The organism is Syntrophorhabdus sp. (genome assembly GCA_012719415.1).
Classification (GTDB): domain Bacteria; phylum Desulfobacterota; class Syntrophorhabdia; order Syntrophorhabdales; family Syntrophorhabdaceae; genus Delta-02.
Map to the genome: position 1 here is coordinate 1 of JAAYAK010000025.1, position 14,241 is coordinate 14,241.

Annotated in this window: 16 protein-coding genes and 1 tRNA gene; 5 read left to right on the forward strand and 12 right to left on the reverse strand. The window is 57.5% G+C overall.

Annotated elements, in window-relative coordinates; all coding sequences use genetic code 11:
* The first annotated feature begins 184 nt into the window (after positions 1-184).
* On the forward strand, positions 185-907 hold the full coding sequence (locus GXX82_01185; protein ID NLT21640.1) for an MBL fold metallo-hydrolase: 723 nt from the start codon (positions 185-187) through the stop codon (positions 905-907).
* A 244-nt stretch (positions 908-1,151) separates the two neighbouring features.
* Complete coding sequence (locus tag GXX82_01190; protein NLT21641.1) at positions 1,152-1,886, forward strand: hypothetical protein; 735 nt, start codon at positions 1,152-1,154, stop codon at positions 1,884-1,886.
* 63 nt (positions 1,887-1,949) lie between these two features.
* Here the strand turns inward: GXX82_01190 and GXX82_01195 are convergent, their stop codons facing one another.
* From GXX82_01195 to GXX82_01250, 12 genes are all read right to left on the reverse strand, one after another.
* On the reverse strand, positions 1,950-2,837 hold the full coding sequence (locus GXX82_01195) for a lysophospholipid acyltransferase family protein (protein NLT21642.1): 888 nt from the start codon (positions 2,835-2,837) through the stop codon (positions 1,950-1,952).
* A gap of 6 nt (positions 2,838-2,843) precedes the next feature.
* Positions 2,844-3,029: a Trm112 family protein gene (locus tag GXX82_01200; protein NLT21643.1), complete on the reverse strand. Its 186-nt coding sequence runs from the start codon at positions 3,027-3,029 to the stop codon at positions 2,844-2,846.
* An 18-nt stretch (positions 3,030-3,047) separates the two neighbouring features.
* Positions 3,048-4,763, reverse strand: coding sequence for a 30S ribosomal protein S1 (locus GXX82_01205; GenBank protein NLT21644.1), 1,716 nt, complete (start codon positions 4,761-4,763; stop codon positions 3,048-3,050).
* A 13-nt stretch (positions 4,764-4,776) separates the two neighbouring features.
* A complete protein-coding gene (ispH, locus tag GXX82_01210; protein ID NLT21645.1) occupies positions 4,777-5,598 on the reverse strand; it encodes a 4-hydroxy-3-methylbut-2-enyl diphosphate reductase in 822 nt (273 codons plus the stop codon).
* A 1-nt stretch (position 5,599) separates the two neighbouring features.
* Positions 5,600-6,268, reverse strand: coding sequence for a (d)CMP kinase (locus GXX82_01215; GenBank protein ID NLT21646.1), 669 nt, complete (start codon positions 6,266-6,268; stop codon positions 5,600-5,602).
* Between the two features lie 639 nt (positions 6,269-6,907).
* A complete protein-coding gene (gene hisC, locus GXX82_01220; protein ID NLT21647.1) occupies positions 6,908-7,972 on the reverse strand; it encodes a histidinol-phosphate transaminase in 1,065 nt (354 codons plus the stop codon).
* Between the two features lie 5 nt (positions 7,973-7,977).
* Positions 7,978-8,628, reverse strand: coding sequence for a histidinol phosphate phosphatase domain-containing protein (locus GXX82_01225; protein NLT21648.1), 651 nt, complete (start codon positions 8,626-8,628; stop codon positions 7,978-7,980).
* 1 nt (position 8,629) lies between these two features.
* The gene (locus GXX82_01230) at positions 8,630-9,130 is read right to left on the reverse strand and encodes a bifunctional nuclease family protein (GenBank protein NLT21649.1); all 501 of its coding nucleotides are present in this window, start codon (positions 9,128-9,130) and stop codon (positions 8,630-8,632) included.
* A gap of 3 nt (positions 9,131-9,133) precedes the next feature.
* Positions 9,134-10,450: a tRNA (N6-isopentenyl adenosine(37)-C2)-methylthiotransferase MiaB gene (gene miaB / locus GXX82_01235; GenBank protein NLT21650.1), complete on the reverse strand. Its 1,317-nt coding sequence runs from the start codon at positions 10,448-10,450 to the stop codon at positions 9,134-9,136.
* Positions 10,451-10,564: 114 nt separating this feature from the next.
* Positions 10,565-11,665, reverse strand: coding sequence for a fructose 1,6-bisphosphatase (locus GXX82_01240; protein ID NLT21651.1), 1,101 nt, complete (start codon positions 11,663-11,665; stop codon positions 10,565-10,567).
* Entirely contained in the window at positions 11,662-12,411 is a 750-nt protein-coding gene (surE, locus tag GXX82_01245) for a 5'/3'-nucleotidase SurE (GenBank protein NLT21652.1), read from the reverse strand. Before surE ends, GXX82_01240 begins: the two co-directional genes overlap by 4 nt.
* A gap of 28 nt (positions 12,412-12,439) precedes the next feature.
* A tRNA-Pro gene (locus GXX82_01250) sits at positions 12,440-12,515 on the reverse strand.
* 145 nt (positions 12,516-12,660) lie between these two features.
* Here GXX82_01250 and rplU point away from each other — a divergent pair.
* Genes rplU through obgE form a run of 3 tightly spaced genes read left to right on the forward strand, consistent with a single transcriptional unit; the run spans position 12,661 to position 14,241 of the window.
* On the forward strand, positions 12,661-12,978 hold the full coding sequence (rplU, locus tag GXX82_01255; protein ID NLT21653.1) for a 50S ribosomal protein L21: 318 nt from the start codon (positions 12,661-12,663) through the stop codon (positions 12,976-12,978).
* A gap of 1 nt (position 12,979) precedes the next feature.
* Positions 12,980-13,231, forward strand: a complete 252-nt coding sequence (gene rpmA, locus GXX82_01260) for a 50S ribosomal protein L27 (protein NLT21654.1) — start codon at positions 12,980-12,982, stop codon at positions 13,229-13,231.
* A complete protein-coding gene (gene obgE, locus GXX82_01265) occupies positions 13,231-14,241 on the forward strand; it encodes a GTPase ObgE (protein NLT21655.1) in 1,011 nt (336 codons plus the stop codon). Before rpmA ends, obgE begins: the two co-directional genes overlap by 1 nt.

Sequence of the window (14,241 nt, forward strand, 5' to 3'; positions counted from 1 at the left end):
ACCTCCCTTTCTTTTAATTGTGGTGTTCCTGCACCACTGTTAATGGTTCAAGAAAGATGGTAGCCTTTTAACTGTCTGTCGGGCAAGGGGCTTTTATAACATAGTCACTCAAGCTGTTCAAGCGGTTCAAACCGTCTTTCCGTTGTCTTGATTTCTCCTGCTCATCTGTTTTATTCTTCCCCTTATGAAGCTGCTTGTCCTTGGGACCGGGACGGCTATTCCGAGAATTGAGCGGGGGTCGTCGGCGTATCTCGTGACGGCGCGCAGGGTGAAGGTCCTTGTCGACGTGGGTCCGGCCGTTGTGAGGCGGCTCCTGGAGAGGGGATATGAAGTCGACGACGTGGATGTCATAATCCTCACCCACTTCCACGTGGATCATACGGCGGACCTTTCCACATTCTTTTTTGCCTGCAACTACGGGAGGGTTCCCCGAAGAAGGCCGCTCACGGTCATCGGCGGGAAGGGCCTCGCCCGGTTCTACCGGGGGCTGTGCGCGGTTTATCCCTGGATCGTACCGAAGACCTACGATTTGACCATGCTGAGGCTGGTCAATGATTCCCGGAAGATGGCGGGGCTCACCGTCACGACGGCTCCCGTGAACCACAATCCGGAAAGCATCGCCGTGAGGATCGACGAAAAGAGGTCCGTCACCTTTTCGGGTGACACCGACGTCTCCGCGAACCTTGTCCGGCTGGCCGACGGGACAGATACACTTGTTGCCGAGTGCGCCTTTCCCGAGCGGAAGGTGAAGGGACATTTGAACTTTGCCGCCCTGGACAGGATAGTAAGGAAGGCGGAGCCGAAACGCGTCATTCTCACCCACCTCTATCCCGACTGGGACGACTGGACCGGTGTGCTCCACGCACCGTACCTCCTGGGGGAAGACGGGATGGAGATGGAGGTGTGAAGACCGTTGCAGGTTTCAAGTTTCAGGTCTCAAGTTTCAGGTCTCAGGTCTCAGGCTAAAGACAAAGAAACAGAATGTTCCTGATGGCTGGCATGTGCCCGCCAGGCATATAGACGTCCGGGGGGCTTTTCTCTTGTTTCCGTGGAAAAATGTGCTTGCATCGTATACAATCAGGAAAATGGGAAAACTCAAGAGGGAACGGGAAGGGAGGTATGCCTTTGTTCACCGGGGGGAGTCGGTGGATATGGCAGAGCTTGTTGCCGGGATCGAGAGGCCCGCAAGGAGGTTCACCGGGGGGCGGGGCGCGCCGGGGGTCTTCGAGTTTGGGGGCAGGACGGTGGTTTGCAGGCAGTACTTCCATGGCGGCTGGCTCCGGGGGGTGACGGGTGCCAACTTCCTCGGCGAGGAAAGGGCTCTCAGGGAACTTGAGGTGACGGCCTACCTGGAGGAAAGAGGATTTCCGGTGATCAGCCCGGTGGGCTATGTTGTCGAAAAGCAAGCGTCTTGCAGGAAACTTTACTTTCTGTCCCTCTTTCTGCCCGATGCCCGTGATCTCGTGGCATACTTTTTTTCTGCCGGTGTGAGGGAACGACTGAGGATGGCGAAGAAGCTCGCCTCCACACTTTTTGAGATGGGTCGGCTGGGGGTCTATCATCCCGACCTGCATCTCAGGAACGTCCTCGCGACCTCAAACGGGGGGCTTTTCCTGCTCGACTTCGACAAGGCATACCGCAAGGAAGTGGCATCGAGCGATTACGAAAGGATGTTCTGGCGCCTCGACAGATTCGTCAGGAAGTACGCCTCTCTCTTCGGCCGCCCCATAGACGACAGGGAACGCCTCATCTTCCTGCGCACATACGAACGTCTCTCCGGCGACAGGATCACAAAAAGGATGTCCCAAAAACGCGACCAAATGAACCGCACCTCAAAACTGGGCTGGACCATAGACCGTTTGATCTATAGAAGAAAGAAGACCTGAAAAGCCAGCGCCACATCCTGCCGACAAGCGGCAATGCCCGTCGGCGGTGCCCCTTCAAGCGATTCAAGCGGGTCTTTTCCTTCCCCACCGCTGGTGGACCCAGAACCATTCGTCGGGGTACTGGCGGATGATGTCTTCGAGGAAGGCGTTGATCTTGCGGGTGTTCTTCGCGATGAGGTCGTCGATGTCGCCGTCGCGTTCCATGAGGATGGGCTGGCCGCACATGATGGTGTAGCGAAGGAATCCCTTGCGCACGGGATAGCAGGGGACGACCTGGCAGCCGGTCTTCATGGCGATCATGGCGGTGCCCTTCGATGTGGGGACCTTGTGGCCGAAGAAATCGACGAAGACCCCGCGGGACCGCTTTTCGCGCTGATCTCCGAGGATGGCGATGATGGCGTTCTTCTTGAGCAGGCGCATGACCTCCCTCGCGGTGTTGGCGTTGACGATGATGGTCAGGCCCGTCGATTCCCGGAGGCGATTGAGAAAGGTGTTGAGACGGACGTGTTTCTTGAGGGGCCGGGCGAGGGCCACGACGGGTTGGTTGAGGAGCCTGGAGGTTATGCCCATGATCTCCCAGTTGGCGAAGTGGAAGGTGAGCGCGATGACACCGCGGCCTGCCCCGAGGGTTGTCTCGACGATGTCCTTCGGCTCGAGGGAGAACCGCTCCGGGACCTCGCGGAGAGGGAGAAAGGGGACGAGAATGAGCTCTATCATGTTGGTGCCGAGCTTCTGGAAACAGGAGAGGGCAATGTCTTTGGCCTCGCCGGGGGCGAGATCGGGGAAGGCCCTGCGTATGTTGGAGATGGCAATGTTCCGACGTCTCCTCAGCAGGGTGAAGCCCATCCTTCCGAGCCATCGACCGGTGCCCCGGCGAGCGCTCTCGGGCAGGGCCATGAGGCAAAGCTGCAGTGCCTTGATAAGAAAGATGATTGCGATATCCGCGATCACACGAACCTATTTCGGATCGTCGCCGTTGATCGGCAGGGCTTCCTCGATGAGCATCACGGGTATGCCGTCCCGGATGGGATAAAGAAGACGGCAGGCGGCGCATGTGAGACCGTCCCCGGAGGCCGTCAGGACAAGGTCGCCCTTGCATTTGGGACAACAGAGGATATCGAGCAGATCCTGGCTAATGGTCATTCTTCTCCTTCCTTCGGATCAATCCGTGGTATCGCCGCCATTCTTCTTCATGGCCGGTTCAAGAATGTCGCCGAGAGTTGAGAAAGCACCTGTATTCTCCTCGCGCGTCTCCGTGATCACCCGGTTCTCTTTCCTGCGAAGCACCCTGGTGCTGAGCGCTATCCTCTTGTCCTTTTCGTCTATGTTGAGGATCGCTGCCTGTATGGTGTCGTCGAGGGTGAAGACCTCCGAAGGCTGTTTACCCTGGAGTTCGTCCATCTCGGAGACGTGGACGAGGCCTTCGATCCCCTCCTCTATCTCGACGAAGACACCGAAATCGGTGATGCTCGTTATGTGGCCTTCGATGACATCACCCGTGGAATAGCGGCTCGCCACCCCTTTCCAGGGATCTTCCTTCAGACGTTTGATGCTGAGGGAGAACTTTTTCTGTGTCTTGTCGATGTTGAGGACAAAGGCGTCTATGGTGGTGCCCTTCTTGAACTGCTCCTGGAACGTCTTTTTCCTCCGGGACCAGGAGAGCTCCGACATGTGCACGAGTCCGTCGATGCCGTTGCCTATACCGACGAACATGCCGAATTCGGTGAAGTTCTTGACCTTGCCTTTCACGATGGAGCCGGGCGGGTAATTCACCTCGAGATCGTCCCAGGGATCAGGGGCCAGCTGTTTGAGGCCCAGGGAGATGCGTTTCTTCTCGAGGTCGATCTTGAGGACGACGAGTTCCAGGTTGTCGCCTTTGTTGACGAGCTTCGCGGGGTTCTTGAACTTCTTGTCCCAGCTCATCTCGCTGACGTGAAGCAGTCCCTCGAGTCCCTGCTCCAGTTCCACGAATGCGCCGTATTCCACGATCCCGACGACCTTGCCCTTGACCTTGCTTCCGACGGGGTATTTCTCGTCTATCTTCAGCCATGGGTCGGTCTTGAGCTGCTTCATGCCTATGGAGACACGTCCTTTCTCGGTGTCGATGGCTATGATCTTGACCTTCACTTCGTCCCCGATCCTCAGGTATTCCTTGGGATGGGTTATCTTTCCCCATGTCACGTCGTTTATGTGGAGAAAACCGTCGACACCGCCGAGGTCGACGAAGGCCCCGTAGTCGGTGATGTTCCGGACGAAGCCATACAGGATCTGTCCGTCCTTGACGTTCTTCCAGAATTCCTGCCTTTTCTTATCCCGTTCCTCTTCGAGGAGCACACGCCTCGAAACGATGATGCTGCCCTTTCTCCGGTTGGACTTGATGACCTTGAATTTCAGGTTCCTTCCCACGAAGGATGCCGGGTTCTTGACGGGTTTGATGTCTACCTGCGAAAGCGGAAGGAAGGCGTTGATACCCATATCGACGATGAATCCGCCCTTGACCTCGTTCAGGATATGGCCTTCCAGGGGTGTCCCGTCTTCGAGGGACCTGTCGATCTTTTCCCAGGTCTTTATCTCGTCGACCCTCCTCTTCGAGAGTCTCAGGAGACCCGACTCCTTTTCCCTGCCGACGACCATCACTTCCACTTCGTCGTCGACGCTGACAGGCTGGGCCTCTCCTTCTTTCGGAGGGAATTCCTGGAGGGAGACTATGCCCTCGGACTTCAAACCCACATCCACAATGACCGAATCGCCGGTGATGTTGATCACCCTGCCTTTCAGGACATTGCCTTCCTGCAGGCTTTTCATCGACGTTTCGTACAGGGCCTGCATGTCCTCCTGTGAGTTATCTTTCGGTGTCCCGGAATCTGTCTCCACCATGGTCCTGTGCCCCCTAAAAGTTTTTTACACGCCCCTCAACAATATCTATGATAAGGTCGGGAGTTGATGCGCCTCCCGTCAAACCCACGCGGGATACGTTCTGAAACCATTCCGGCCGGAGATCGTCAACGGTTTCGATATGATGGGTGTTTGGTTGTACCTTGTGAACGACCTTGTAGAGTTTTGTGGTGTTGGAACTGTTCTTCCCCCCTACTACCAACATCATATCGACACTGCCCGATAACTCTATGGCCTCATTTTGTCGTATCTGGGTGCTTTCGCAAATTGTATTGTAGATCCTCAGCTCCTCCACGCCTGCGATGAGCTCCTTGACGATGCCGACGAAGGTGCCTTTATCGAGGGTGGTCTGGCTTACAACTCCCACCTTCCTGGCGGCCAATGTTGTTGGTTCCTGTAGTACAATACCATCGTTATCCAAATAACTCAAGACACTTTTGACCTCGGGGTGGTTCCTGTCGCCGACGATCACGACCTGGTAGCCGCTCTTCTCGAGGTACTTTGCGTGCTTTCGAACGCGCTTCACGAAGGGGCACGTCGTGTCTATGATCTTGAGGCCCGTTGTCCGGGCATACTCCTCTTCATCCTTCCGTATGCCGTGGGTCCTGAAGACGATGGTTCCGTCCGTGACCTCGCGGACATCATCGACAGGGGTGACGCCCTTTTCCTTCAGGAGGTTCACCATCTGCGGATTGTGGATGATGGGTCCCAGCGTGAAGACCTTTCCACCCGTCTCCCCGGCGGCCTTGAGGACCATCTTGATGGCGCGCTTGACCCCGAAACAGAAGCCGATGTTCTTCGTTTTGACCACCTTCATTCTACGAGCCGTCCTCCTTATCGATATGCGCGAGGACCATCCTGAGGACGCCCTGCACATCTGTTCCCGTTGTGTCGAGGACTATGGCGTCGGACGGGACGACGAGGGGGGCGATGGCCCGTTCGGAATCGTTCCTGTCCCGCTTTTCCATGTCTTCCCTCACTGCGGACAGGGCGTGGCCCGGGTCCCTCGACACAAGTTCGTTATATCTGCGGTTTGCCCGTTCATCGGGACGGGCGTCGAGGTAGAATTTGATATCGGCGTCAGGGAAAACGACGCTGCCCGTGTCGCGCCCTTCCAGGACCACCTTCCCCTGTCCGGCCAGCTTGCGCTGGATCGCGTTCGCGTAATCCCTCACGACCTGTTTTTGTGACAGAGAGGATGCGAGCAGTGAGATATCGGGCTGCCGGATCTCGCCGGAGATGTCCCTGCCCGCCAGGGCGACCCGCGTATCACCACCGAACTCGAAGGATAGAGGGAGCGTCTGGAGGAGTTCCTCGATGGTCTCCTCGTTCTTCCTCGTCTTGTAGGCGTATGCGATGCCGCGGTAAATGGCGCCGGAATCGATGTACGTGTATCCGGCCGTCGAAGCGAGGAGCCTGGCAATGGTCGACTTGCCGGCACCGCTCGGACCGTCTATGGTGATGATCTTGTTCTTTCTCGGAGTCACGTTGTTTCCCGCAGCCTGAAAAACTGATGCCAGGTAGTCAGTATATACCACTTTTCAGTGAAATTCAAAGCCGAACCCCGCAACACCGCGCGGGGAGAGGGGTGGGAGCGGGGGCAAGCTCAAAGACCTTATCTCACGCCCGTTCGTTGTATTCATCGTGCGGTAAGAGCGGGGGCAAACTCAAAGATATTATCTCTCGCCCGCTTCGCTCAAGACCGCAGAGGACGCAGAGAGAGGAGAAAAGAAAGAAAAGATTGCCGCCGGATTTCGAAGCCTACCAAAATCCGGCGGCCTTCTCGTCCCGCCGTCCCGGCGGGAGAGAAACAATATGGGCTCTTTATCCTGAAGAAGTTATCCCCTCTCATCCCCCCCTGTAGTCATAGGTCCTATAAGTCCTATATGTCTCATAGGTCCTATACCCCATCCTCCAACCCCCATACTACCTTACCCCCCAAGACTTCCATCCCCCCACCTGGAAAGGATTCTTTTCATGTCCCTCCCGTCGCAGACGGGATGCAAGGCCGGCTGGATCTTGGAAGGCTTCGAAATCCGGCCGGATCTTTTCTCTGCGTCCTCTGCGGGCTTGAGAGACGAGCGAAGTGAGGAACGGGCGAGAGGCAAGGCTGTTGTTGAGGCGGCTTAAAGGAGTCTTTTCAGCTCTTCGATGCAGCGAGTGTTCTCGTGGGGGGTGCCGAAGGAGATGCGGATGGAGTCGGGCAGGCCGTAGGCTCCCATAAAGCGCACGAGGACCTTTCGCTCAAACAGCCTTTTCGTGATCTCCTCGGCCCGGGGACCAAGCTTGACGAGGACGAAGTTGGCTTCCGTGGGTGTGTATTCGAGGTTGAGCGCCTTCAGGGAGTCGTAGTAGAAGCTTTTCGCTGCCCTGTTGTTGGCGAGGACGGCGGCGAGGCGAACGTCGTCGTTGAGCGCGGCGCGGGCGGCGAGAATGGCGATGAGGTTGATGCTGAAGGGTTGCTTCGTCCTGTCGAGAAAGGAGACAAGCTCTGCGTCGCCTATCCCGTATCCGACTCTGAGGCCGGCGAGACCGTAGGCCTTGGAAAAGGTCCTCAGGATGAGGACGGGGTGCTCTTCTACAAAGGCGAGTGTTCTGGGGAAGGTCTCGATCTCGGCGAACTCGGCGTAGGCCTCATCGACGACGAGGAGAACGTCGGGCGGGATGGAACCGATGAAGCGTTCGAACTCCTCCTGGTGGTATATGGTGCCCGTGGGGTTCAAGGGGTTGTTGAGGAAGATGATCCGGGTCCGGTCGTCCATCGCGGCCGCTATCTTCCCGAGGTCCGTGGAGAGGTCCGTCAGGGGCACCTTTGTCGTCTCGTACCCGTAGATCCGGGCGGCGATGTCATAGAAGGCGAATGAGGACTCGGTGACGATGACGCCCGTGCGTGTGGCATGCTTCATGGCCCTGAAGGTCATCTCGATCAGTTCGTTGGAGCCGTTGCCGATGAGGAAATTGTCCCCTTTGAGGCCGTAGAGGCCCGCAAGGTCGTCCTTGAGCTCTTTTTCTCCTCCCGGATACCGGTTGATCGCGAAGAGGGCGTCGAGTATGGATTCGAAGACCTTCTCCGAAGGGGGATAGGGGTTCTCGTTGGACGACAGGCGGACCCATCCGTCCTCGTGGCCGTACATGAGGGCCTTCGGGTAGTACGGTATGTTCCTGACACTGTCACTGATGGAGAGCTTCATTGTCCTTACCTTGTTATCTTCCGGATGAGCGCTTCCGCGTTCTGCTGCATGGCGGTGAAATCCTCTTCGCCGAGTCCCGCCCCCAGTGCCACCCTCAGGGCCTCCGCGTCGGTGACGAGGTCCGATGGACTGTGTGAATCGGTGTTGAGGACGAGTTTGGCCCCCGCGGCCTTCGCCAGCTTCGCTACATGACCGTTCGTCAGGGAATGCCCCTTCCTCGTTGTTATCTCCAAAAGGACCCCCCGCTCTTTCGCCGCCTCCACCTCTTTCGGCGTGATGAGGCCGGGATGGGCGAGGATGTCGACACCCGCCTCGATAGCCGCGGCGTTGGTCCCTTCCTCCACGGGCTCCGCGATGGTCTCTCCGTGGACGACAACGTAGGAAAAGCCGAGCCTGCGTGCCAGCGCCGTCAGCTCACCGATCTGCTTCGCCGGACAGTGGGTGAGCTCGGCCCCCGCCACGATCCTCAGGCCCTCGTGCAGCTCGGCGTATTTCAGGAGTTTCAGGATGGATACGGCGACATGCTCTATGGTCGTCTGGTCCACATGGTCCGATATGCCGAGTACCCGATAACCTTTGACCTTTGCCCGGCGGGCGAGTTCGAGGGGGAGGAGTTCGCCGTCGCTCAACAGCGTATGTGTGTGCAGATCGATCATGCTACATCTTGTACTTTCCAAAATCGTCCTGAGAGAGGTTCTCCAGTATGTCCTCCCAATCGGAGCTTTCCGTGACCACCTTGTCGCCTTTCTGAGTGGCGAGGTCCACCTTCGCCGAGCGCTGGATGACGCTTTCCTCGACGAAGATGGGGGCGTTCGTGCGAAGAGCGATGGCGATGGCGTCGCTGGGACGCGAGTCTATGACCATCCTCTTCTTGTTCACGTCGAGGTGGATGAGGGCGTAATACGTGTTGTCCTTGAGGTCGTTCACCTCGATCTTGAGGATCTTTACCCCGAGGCTGTCGAGCAGGTTCTTGATAAGATCGTGCGTCATGGGTCTCGGCGTCTCAATGTTCTCCAGGGCTGTTGCGATGCTTGATGCCTCGAGAAGCCCGATCCAGATGGGGAGGACGTCCTTTTCCTCCGAATCCTTCAGGAGAACGATGGGCGTATTGGTAAAAGGGTCGACGGTTATTCCGGCGACCTTCATCTCTTTGAGCATCGTCTACCTCCCCGGGGTATCCGGTAGTTCTCCCCGTAATGAATTAGCATACCCTTTTATTATATCCACTTCCACTAATTTGTAAACCAGCCCGGGGTCGCCCCTGAAGTTGACGATCTTGCCTGTCCGCGTCCTTCCTGACAGTTCATCGGTGGAGTTCTTGCTCTGGCCCTCAACGAGGACCTCGACACGGGTTCCCTCCATCGCCCTGTTGGAGTCGAGCGTTATCGCCCTCTGTCTCTTCTGGAAACGGCTGAGCCTCTCGTGGGCGATGGCCGGGGGCACCCTGCCGGGGAGGAGGGCCGCGGCGGTGGATCTCCGGGCCGAGTATATGAAGGAGAAAACCCCGTCGAACCGCACGGTCTCCATGAGCCTCATGGTCGCCTCAAAATCGCCCTCGTTCTCGCCGGGGAAGCCCACGATGCAGTCGGCCGTGAAGGCGATCCCGGGACATTGTTCTTTGAGGGCCTCGACCCTGGCAAGATACTCCGAGGAGGTGTAGCCTCTGTTCATGAGGGCGAGGACCCTGTCGGAGCCCGACTGGAAGGGAAGGTGGATCGATTCGCAGAGCGTCTTCAAGGTGCCGAAGCAGGCGATGAGCTCCGGTGAGATGTCCTTGGGGTGCGACGTGACGAAACGGAGCCTGGATATCCCCGGTATCGCGTCTATCTCGCACAGGAGCTCCGAGAAGGAGAGGTCATCACTACCATTGTTATAGGAGTTGACGTTCTGGCCAAGGAGTGTTACCTCCACGATGCCCCGCTCCGCCATTTCGCGGACCTCGGCAAGGACGTCCCCGCTTTTCCTGCTTTCTTCCCGCCCCCGCACGTAGGGCACCACGCAGTAACTGCAAAAGTTGTCGCACCCCTTCATGATGGTCACGTAGCCCTTGACCCCCTTGCGGGTGTTATGGGGCCTGATAAGAAGGGACGGCGAGCGCCCGTTGTCGCCGAACGCGGACGTGCGGATGCGGTCCGCGGCGTTCTTGACCGCCTCGGCTATCAGGTGAATGCTGGAGGGGCCCAGGGAAAAATCGATGAAAGGCAACCGTTCGAATACATTTTCCTTCTCCTGCTGGGCGATGCACCCCGTCACGCCCAGGATGGTCCCCTTTTTCCTGCGCAGATGCTGGAGCCTCCCCATGAGGCTGTAGAACTTCTGCTCCGCTTTTTCCCTGATGCAGCACGTATTGACGATGACGACGTCGGCATCGTCGACGTCCTTCGCCGCCACGTGCCCGTGATCGATGAGGACGGACCCCATCTTCTCCATATCATGGTCATTCATCTGGCAACCGAAATTTTCGATAACAAATTTCATATCAAAAGCTCGTGTTAAGTTTTAAGTGAAAGACAAAGACCATGTCAAGCCTTGAGTGGTTGAGGCCTGACACGGTCTTTGCCTAAAACTTAACACTTAAAACTTAAAACGTTTTTATCCTCTAACCTTGAACTTTGGTTCCAGTTTCTCCATTTTCTTTACGATGCCGCCGTACTCCAGCTCGCTGTAAGGGAGCATTGCCGCGCCGGAGAAGCCCTGCTGTCTGATCTCGGTGGCCTTCCGCGAGACGTTGTTCCTGATGTAGTCCCAGTAGGGATGATCGAAGCAGTCGGCCGCTTCCGTCAGCTTGCCTTCGTGGACGCAGAAGCCCATGGCGGATACGACGGGCGGGCCGTCGAAGTAAGACACACTGGAGTTCATCTTGACGGGCATGAGCGGACCCGTGTGGCTTCCGCGCATGAAGCCGGCAACGTAGTGGCCGATGTTGAAGGGCGCGAGCACCTCGCCCGTGGCGGGGAAGGGACCCTGGCAGCGGACGAGCATGACGGGGTCGTCCTTGCCGGTGTACTTGCCGGCTATGTTGTGGAGCCGGGAGGTGCAGGCGGAAGCGGCGATCTCGCCGGTCTCCCGGGAATAGACCGATTCGACGACGTAGCGTTCGTTGTCCCTGAGGAGGGCGGCTATATCATACAACTCTTCAGGAGCATTGAGCTCGATGACCTTGTCGCCCTCGGTGTGCTCCACGTCCATGATGACGAACTTGAAACCCTTCGCCATGTTGGGCGAGAGAATGAGCCCCGAGTTGTACATGGGGTCGCAGAACATGAGGTAAAGGGGCAGGTTATAGGCGCCGGGATCCGTCTTGTCAGCCGCGAACATGACGAAGGGCTCGTTCGGCCTCTCCTCGAACTCCATCTCCGCGACGGCCGGCCCCATGCCCTTGACGTTGCCCGAAAAGGAGTCTTTCAGAAGGTCCTGGCCCGCCCCGTAGAGTCCCTGCTTCTTTGCCACCTGGGTTCCCGCGAGGAAGGCGTCCCAGGCAAGTTTGTGGAGTTTCTCGAAACCGACTCCGTTCGTGTGGGCGAAGAGTATGGCGATGTCATCACCGGTGTGGCTCACGAAAAAGTCGCTCATGAGATCTTTGCCTTCGGACTCTACGAATTCTATCACCCGCTTGATCAGTTTCTTGCTGGGCTTGATATGCCCGCCGATGCTACCGATGTCAGCTTTGATAATGGATAACGTCATCTTCATAACAACCTCCTGAAGTGTTTTTGGTAAATCTTCATCGAACCGGCGTCCGTTATATCGAGACCCAGGGGTGTGATGGAAACGTAGCCCTTCTCTACGGCGTAGAAGTCAGTACCGCGCCTGCGTTCGTATCTTTCACCGTTGCCGCCTATCCAATAGTATTTCCGGCCCCGCGGATCGACCCTTTCGTGAACAATATCATTATATATCCTTTTGCCGAGCCTTGTCACGGAAAAACCTTTGAGCCTTTCCCGCGGAAGGTTGGGAATATTGACGTTCACGACGGTGCCCTCGAGAAAGACCCCTTCCGTCAGTCTCTCCACGACGATGCACGCGACCCCCGCCGCGTCGTCGAAGAGGAACCCCTCCCGTGCGCAGACGGAAACGGCCATCGACGGGATCCCCAGGAAGCCCCCTTCCCTCGCTGCCGCGACCGTGCCGGAATAGTTCACGTCCCGGCCCATGTTCGGTCCCGTGTTTATCCCCGAGACGACGAGATCGGGTCGCCGGGGGAGGACGGCGTGGACGCCGAGGAGAACGCAGTCAGCGGGCGTGCCGTTCGTCGCGTACACGCCGCGGGAAAGCTCGCGGACCCTCAACGGTTTGTGGAGCGTCACCGCGTGGGCGACGCATGTCCGTTCACGCTCCGGGGCGACCATGTACACGTCGTGTTTTTCCGACAGATGCCTGCCGAGGGTGACGATCCCCCTTGAATGGATACCGTCGTCGTTGGTGAGAAGGATAAGCAAGAAGTACCCGGTCTCGAGAAATAGAATATCGGGGCGACGGGATTTGAACCTGCGGCCTCCTGCACCCCAAGCAGGTGCGCTAAACCATGCTGCGCTACGCCCCGATGCACATCAATATAACGGATAGCGGGCCAAAAGTCCATAGTTTTGGGTGGGGCCATGGGCAAGGTACTCCTTTCTATTGACTTTTTCCGCGTCCTTATCATAATATATGTAGTTTTTTTCAGAACCTAAGGTAAGGAGTATCACATGTACGCGATCATTGAGAACGGCGGGAAGCAGTATAGGATCGAAGAAGGTAAGAAAGTGAGGCTCGAAAAGTTCGCCGGAGTGGAAGGCGACGAAGTGAAGATCGAAAACGTTCTTGCCGTCAATACGGGAGAGACCACACTCATTGGAAGCCCCTATGTCTCAGGTGCATATATCAACGGAAAGGTTGTGGCGCAGGGCAGGGACAAGAAGGTCACGGTCTTCAAGTACAAGAGAAGGAAAGACTACAAGGTCAAAAGAGGCCACAGGCAGCCTTTCACGGAACTGCTTGTAGAGAAGATCACAGTGGAGGCATAACATGGCGCACAAGAAAGCGGGCGGAAGCTCACGCAACGGCAGGGACAGCAAGGGTCAGAGACTCGGCGTCAAGATATACGGCGGCCAGGCCATAAAGGCCGGAAGCATCATCGTCAGACAGCACGGAACGAAGATCCATCCCGGACAGAATGTCGGCATCGGCAAGGACGACACCCTCTTTGCCCTGATAGACGGGATCGTGAGGTTCGACATGGCAGGTGACAGAAGAAGGGCGCATGTCGTACCTGTTTGATGAAGTTCATAGATGAAGCGATCATATATGTTGAGTCCGGAAAAGGTGGGAGTGGCTGTGTAAGTTTCCGACGAGAGAAGTTCATTCCGCGAGGCGGACCCGACGGCGGTGATGGCGGGAAGGGAGGAGACGTTATCATAGCAGGGAAGAAAGACCTCGCAAGCCTCCACGATTTCAGATACAAGCGCAACTACAAAGCTGAGAACGGAAAAGCCGGAGCGGGAAAGAACAAGACCGGCAGGGAAGGCAGGGACGTCATAATAAGCGTGCCCCTCGGCACCGTTGTTTACGACCGTGATACCTCGGAGCTTTTGTTCCAGGTTCTCAAGGACGGTGAGACCCGCGTCGCGGCGAGCGGCGGCAGGGGCGGCAGGGGAAACACGAGGTTCGTCACCTCCACCCACCGGGCCCCCCTTGAGTTCGATGCCGGAGAGCAAGGGCAGAAGCGCTGGCTTCACCTTGACCTCAAGCTCCTCGCCGATGTCGGCCTCGTCGGCCATCCCAACGCAGGGAAATCAACGCTCATCTCCCGCCTCACCCAGGCGAGACCCAAGGTCGGCGATTATCCCTTCACGACCCTCACCCCTGCCCTGGGGGTCCTCGATGACAACGAAAAGACCTTCGTCATCGCCGACATCCCGGGCATCATCGAGGGGGCGTCGAGCGGCAGGGGCCTGGGGCTTGCCTTCCTCAAGCACATAGAGAGGACGAACGCGCTTCTCATCGTTCTCGACCTCTCCTCCGGCGACGTGAAGGGAGACTACAGGACCCTTCTCGAGGAACTGGGAAGCTACAGCGAGGCGATGCTTGAGAAGCGAAGGCTCGTGGTGCTCAACAAGGCCGACCTCGTGACCCCGGACGTGGCCGCCCGGTGGAGGTCATATCTCACGAGGAAGGGAGAGAAGGCGGTCGTCGTCAGCGCCCTCACCCTCGCAGGAATTGACGATCTCGTCTCGGCGATCTCCGGGGGTGTCGAGGCGCTGAGGCAGAACCTCACCCGGGCGGTCTGA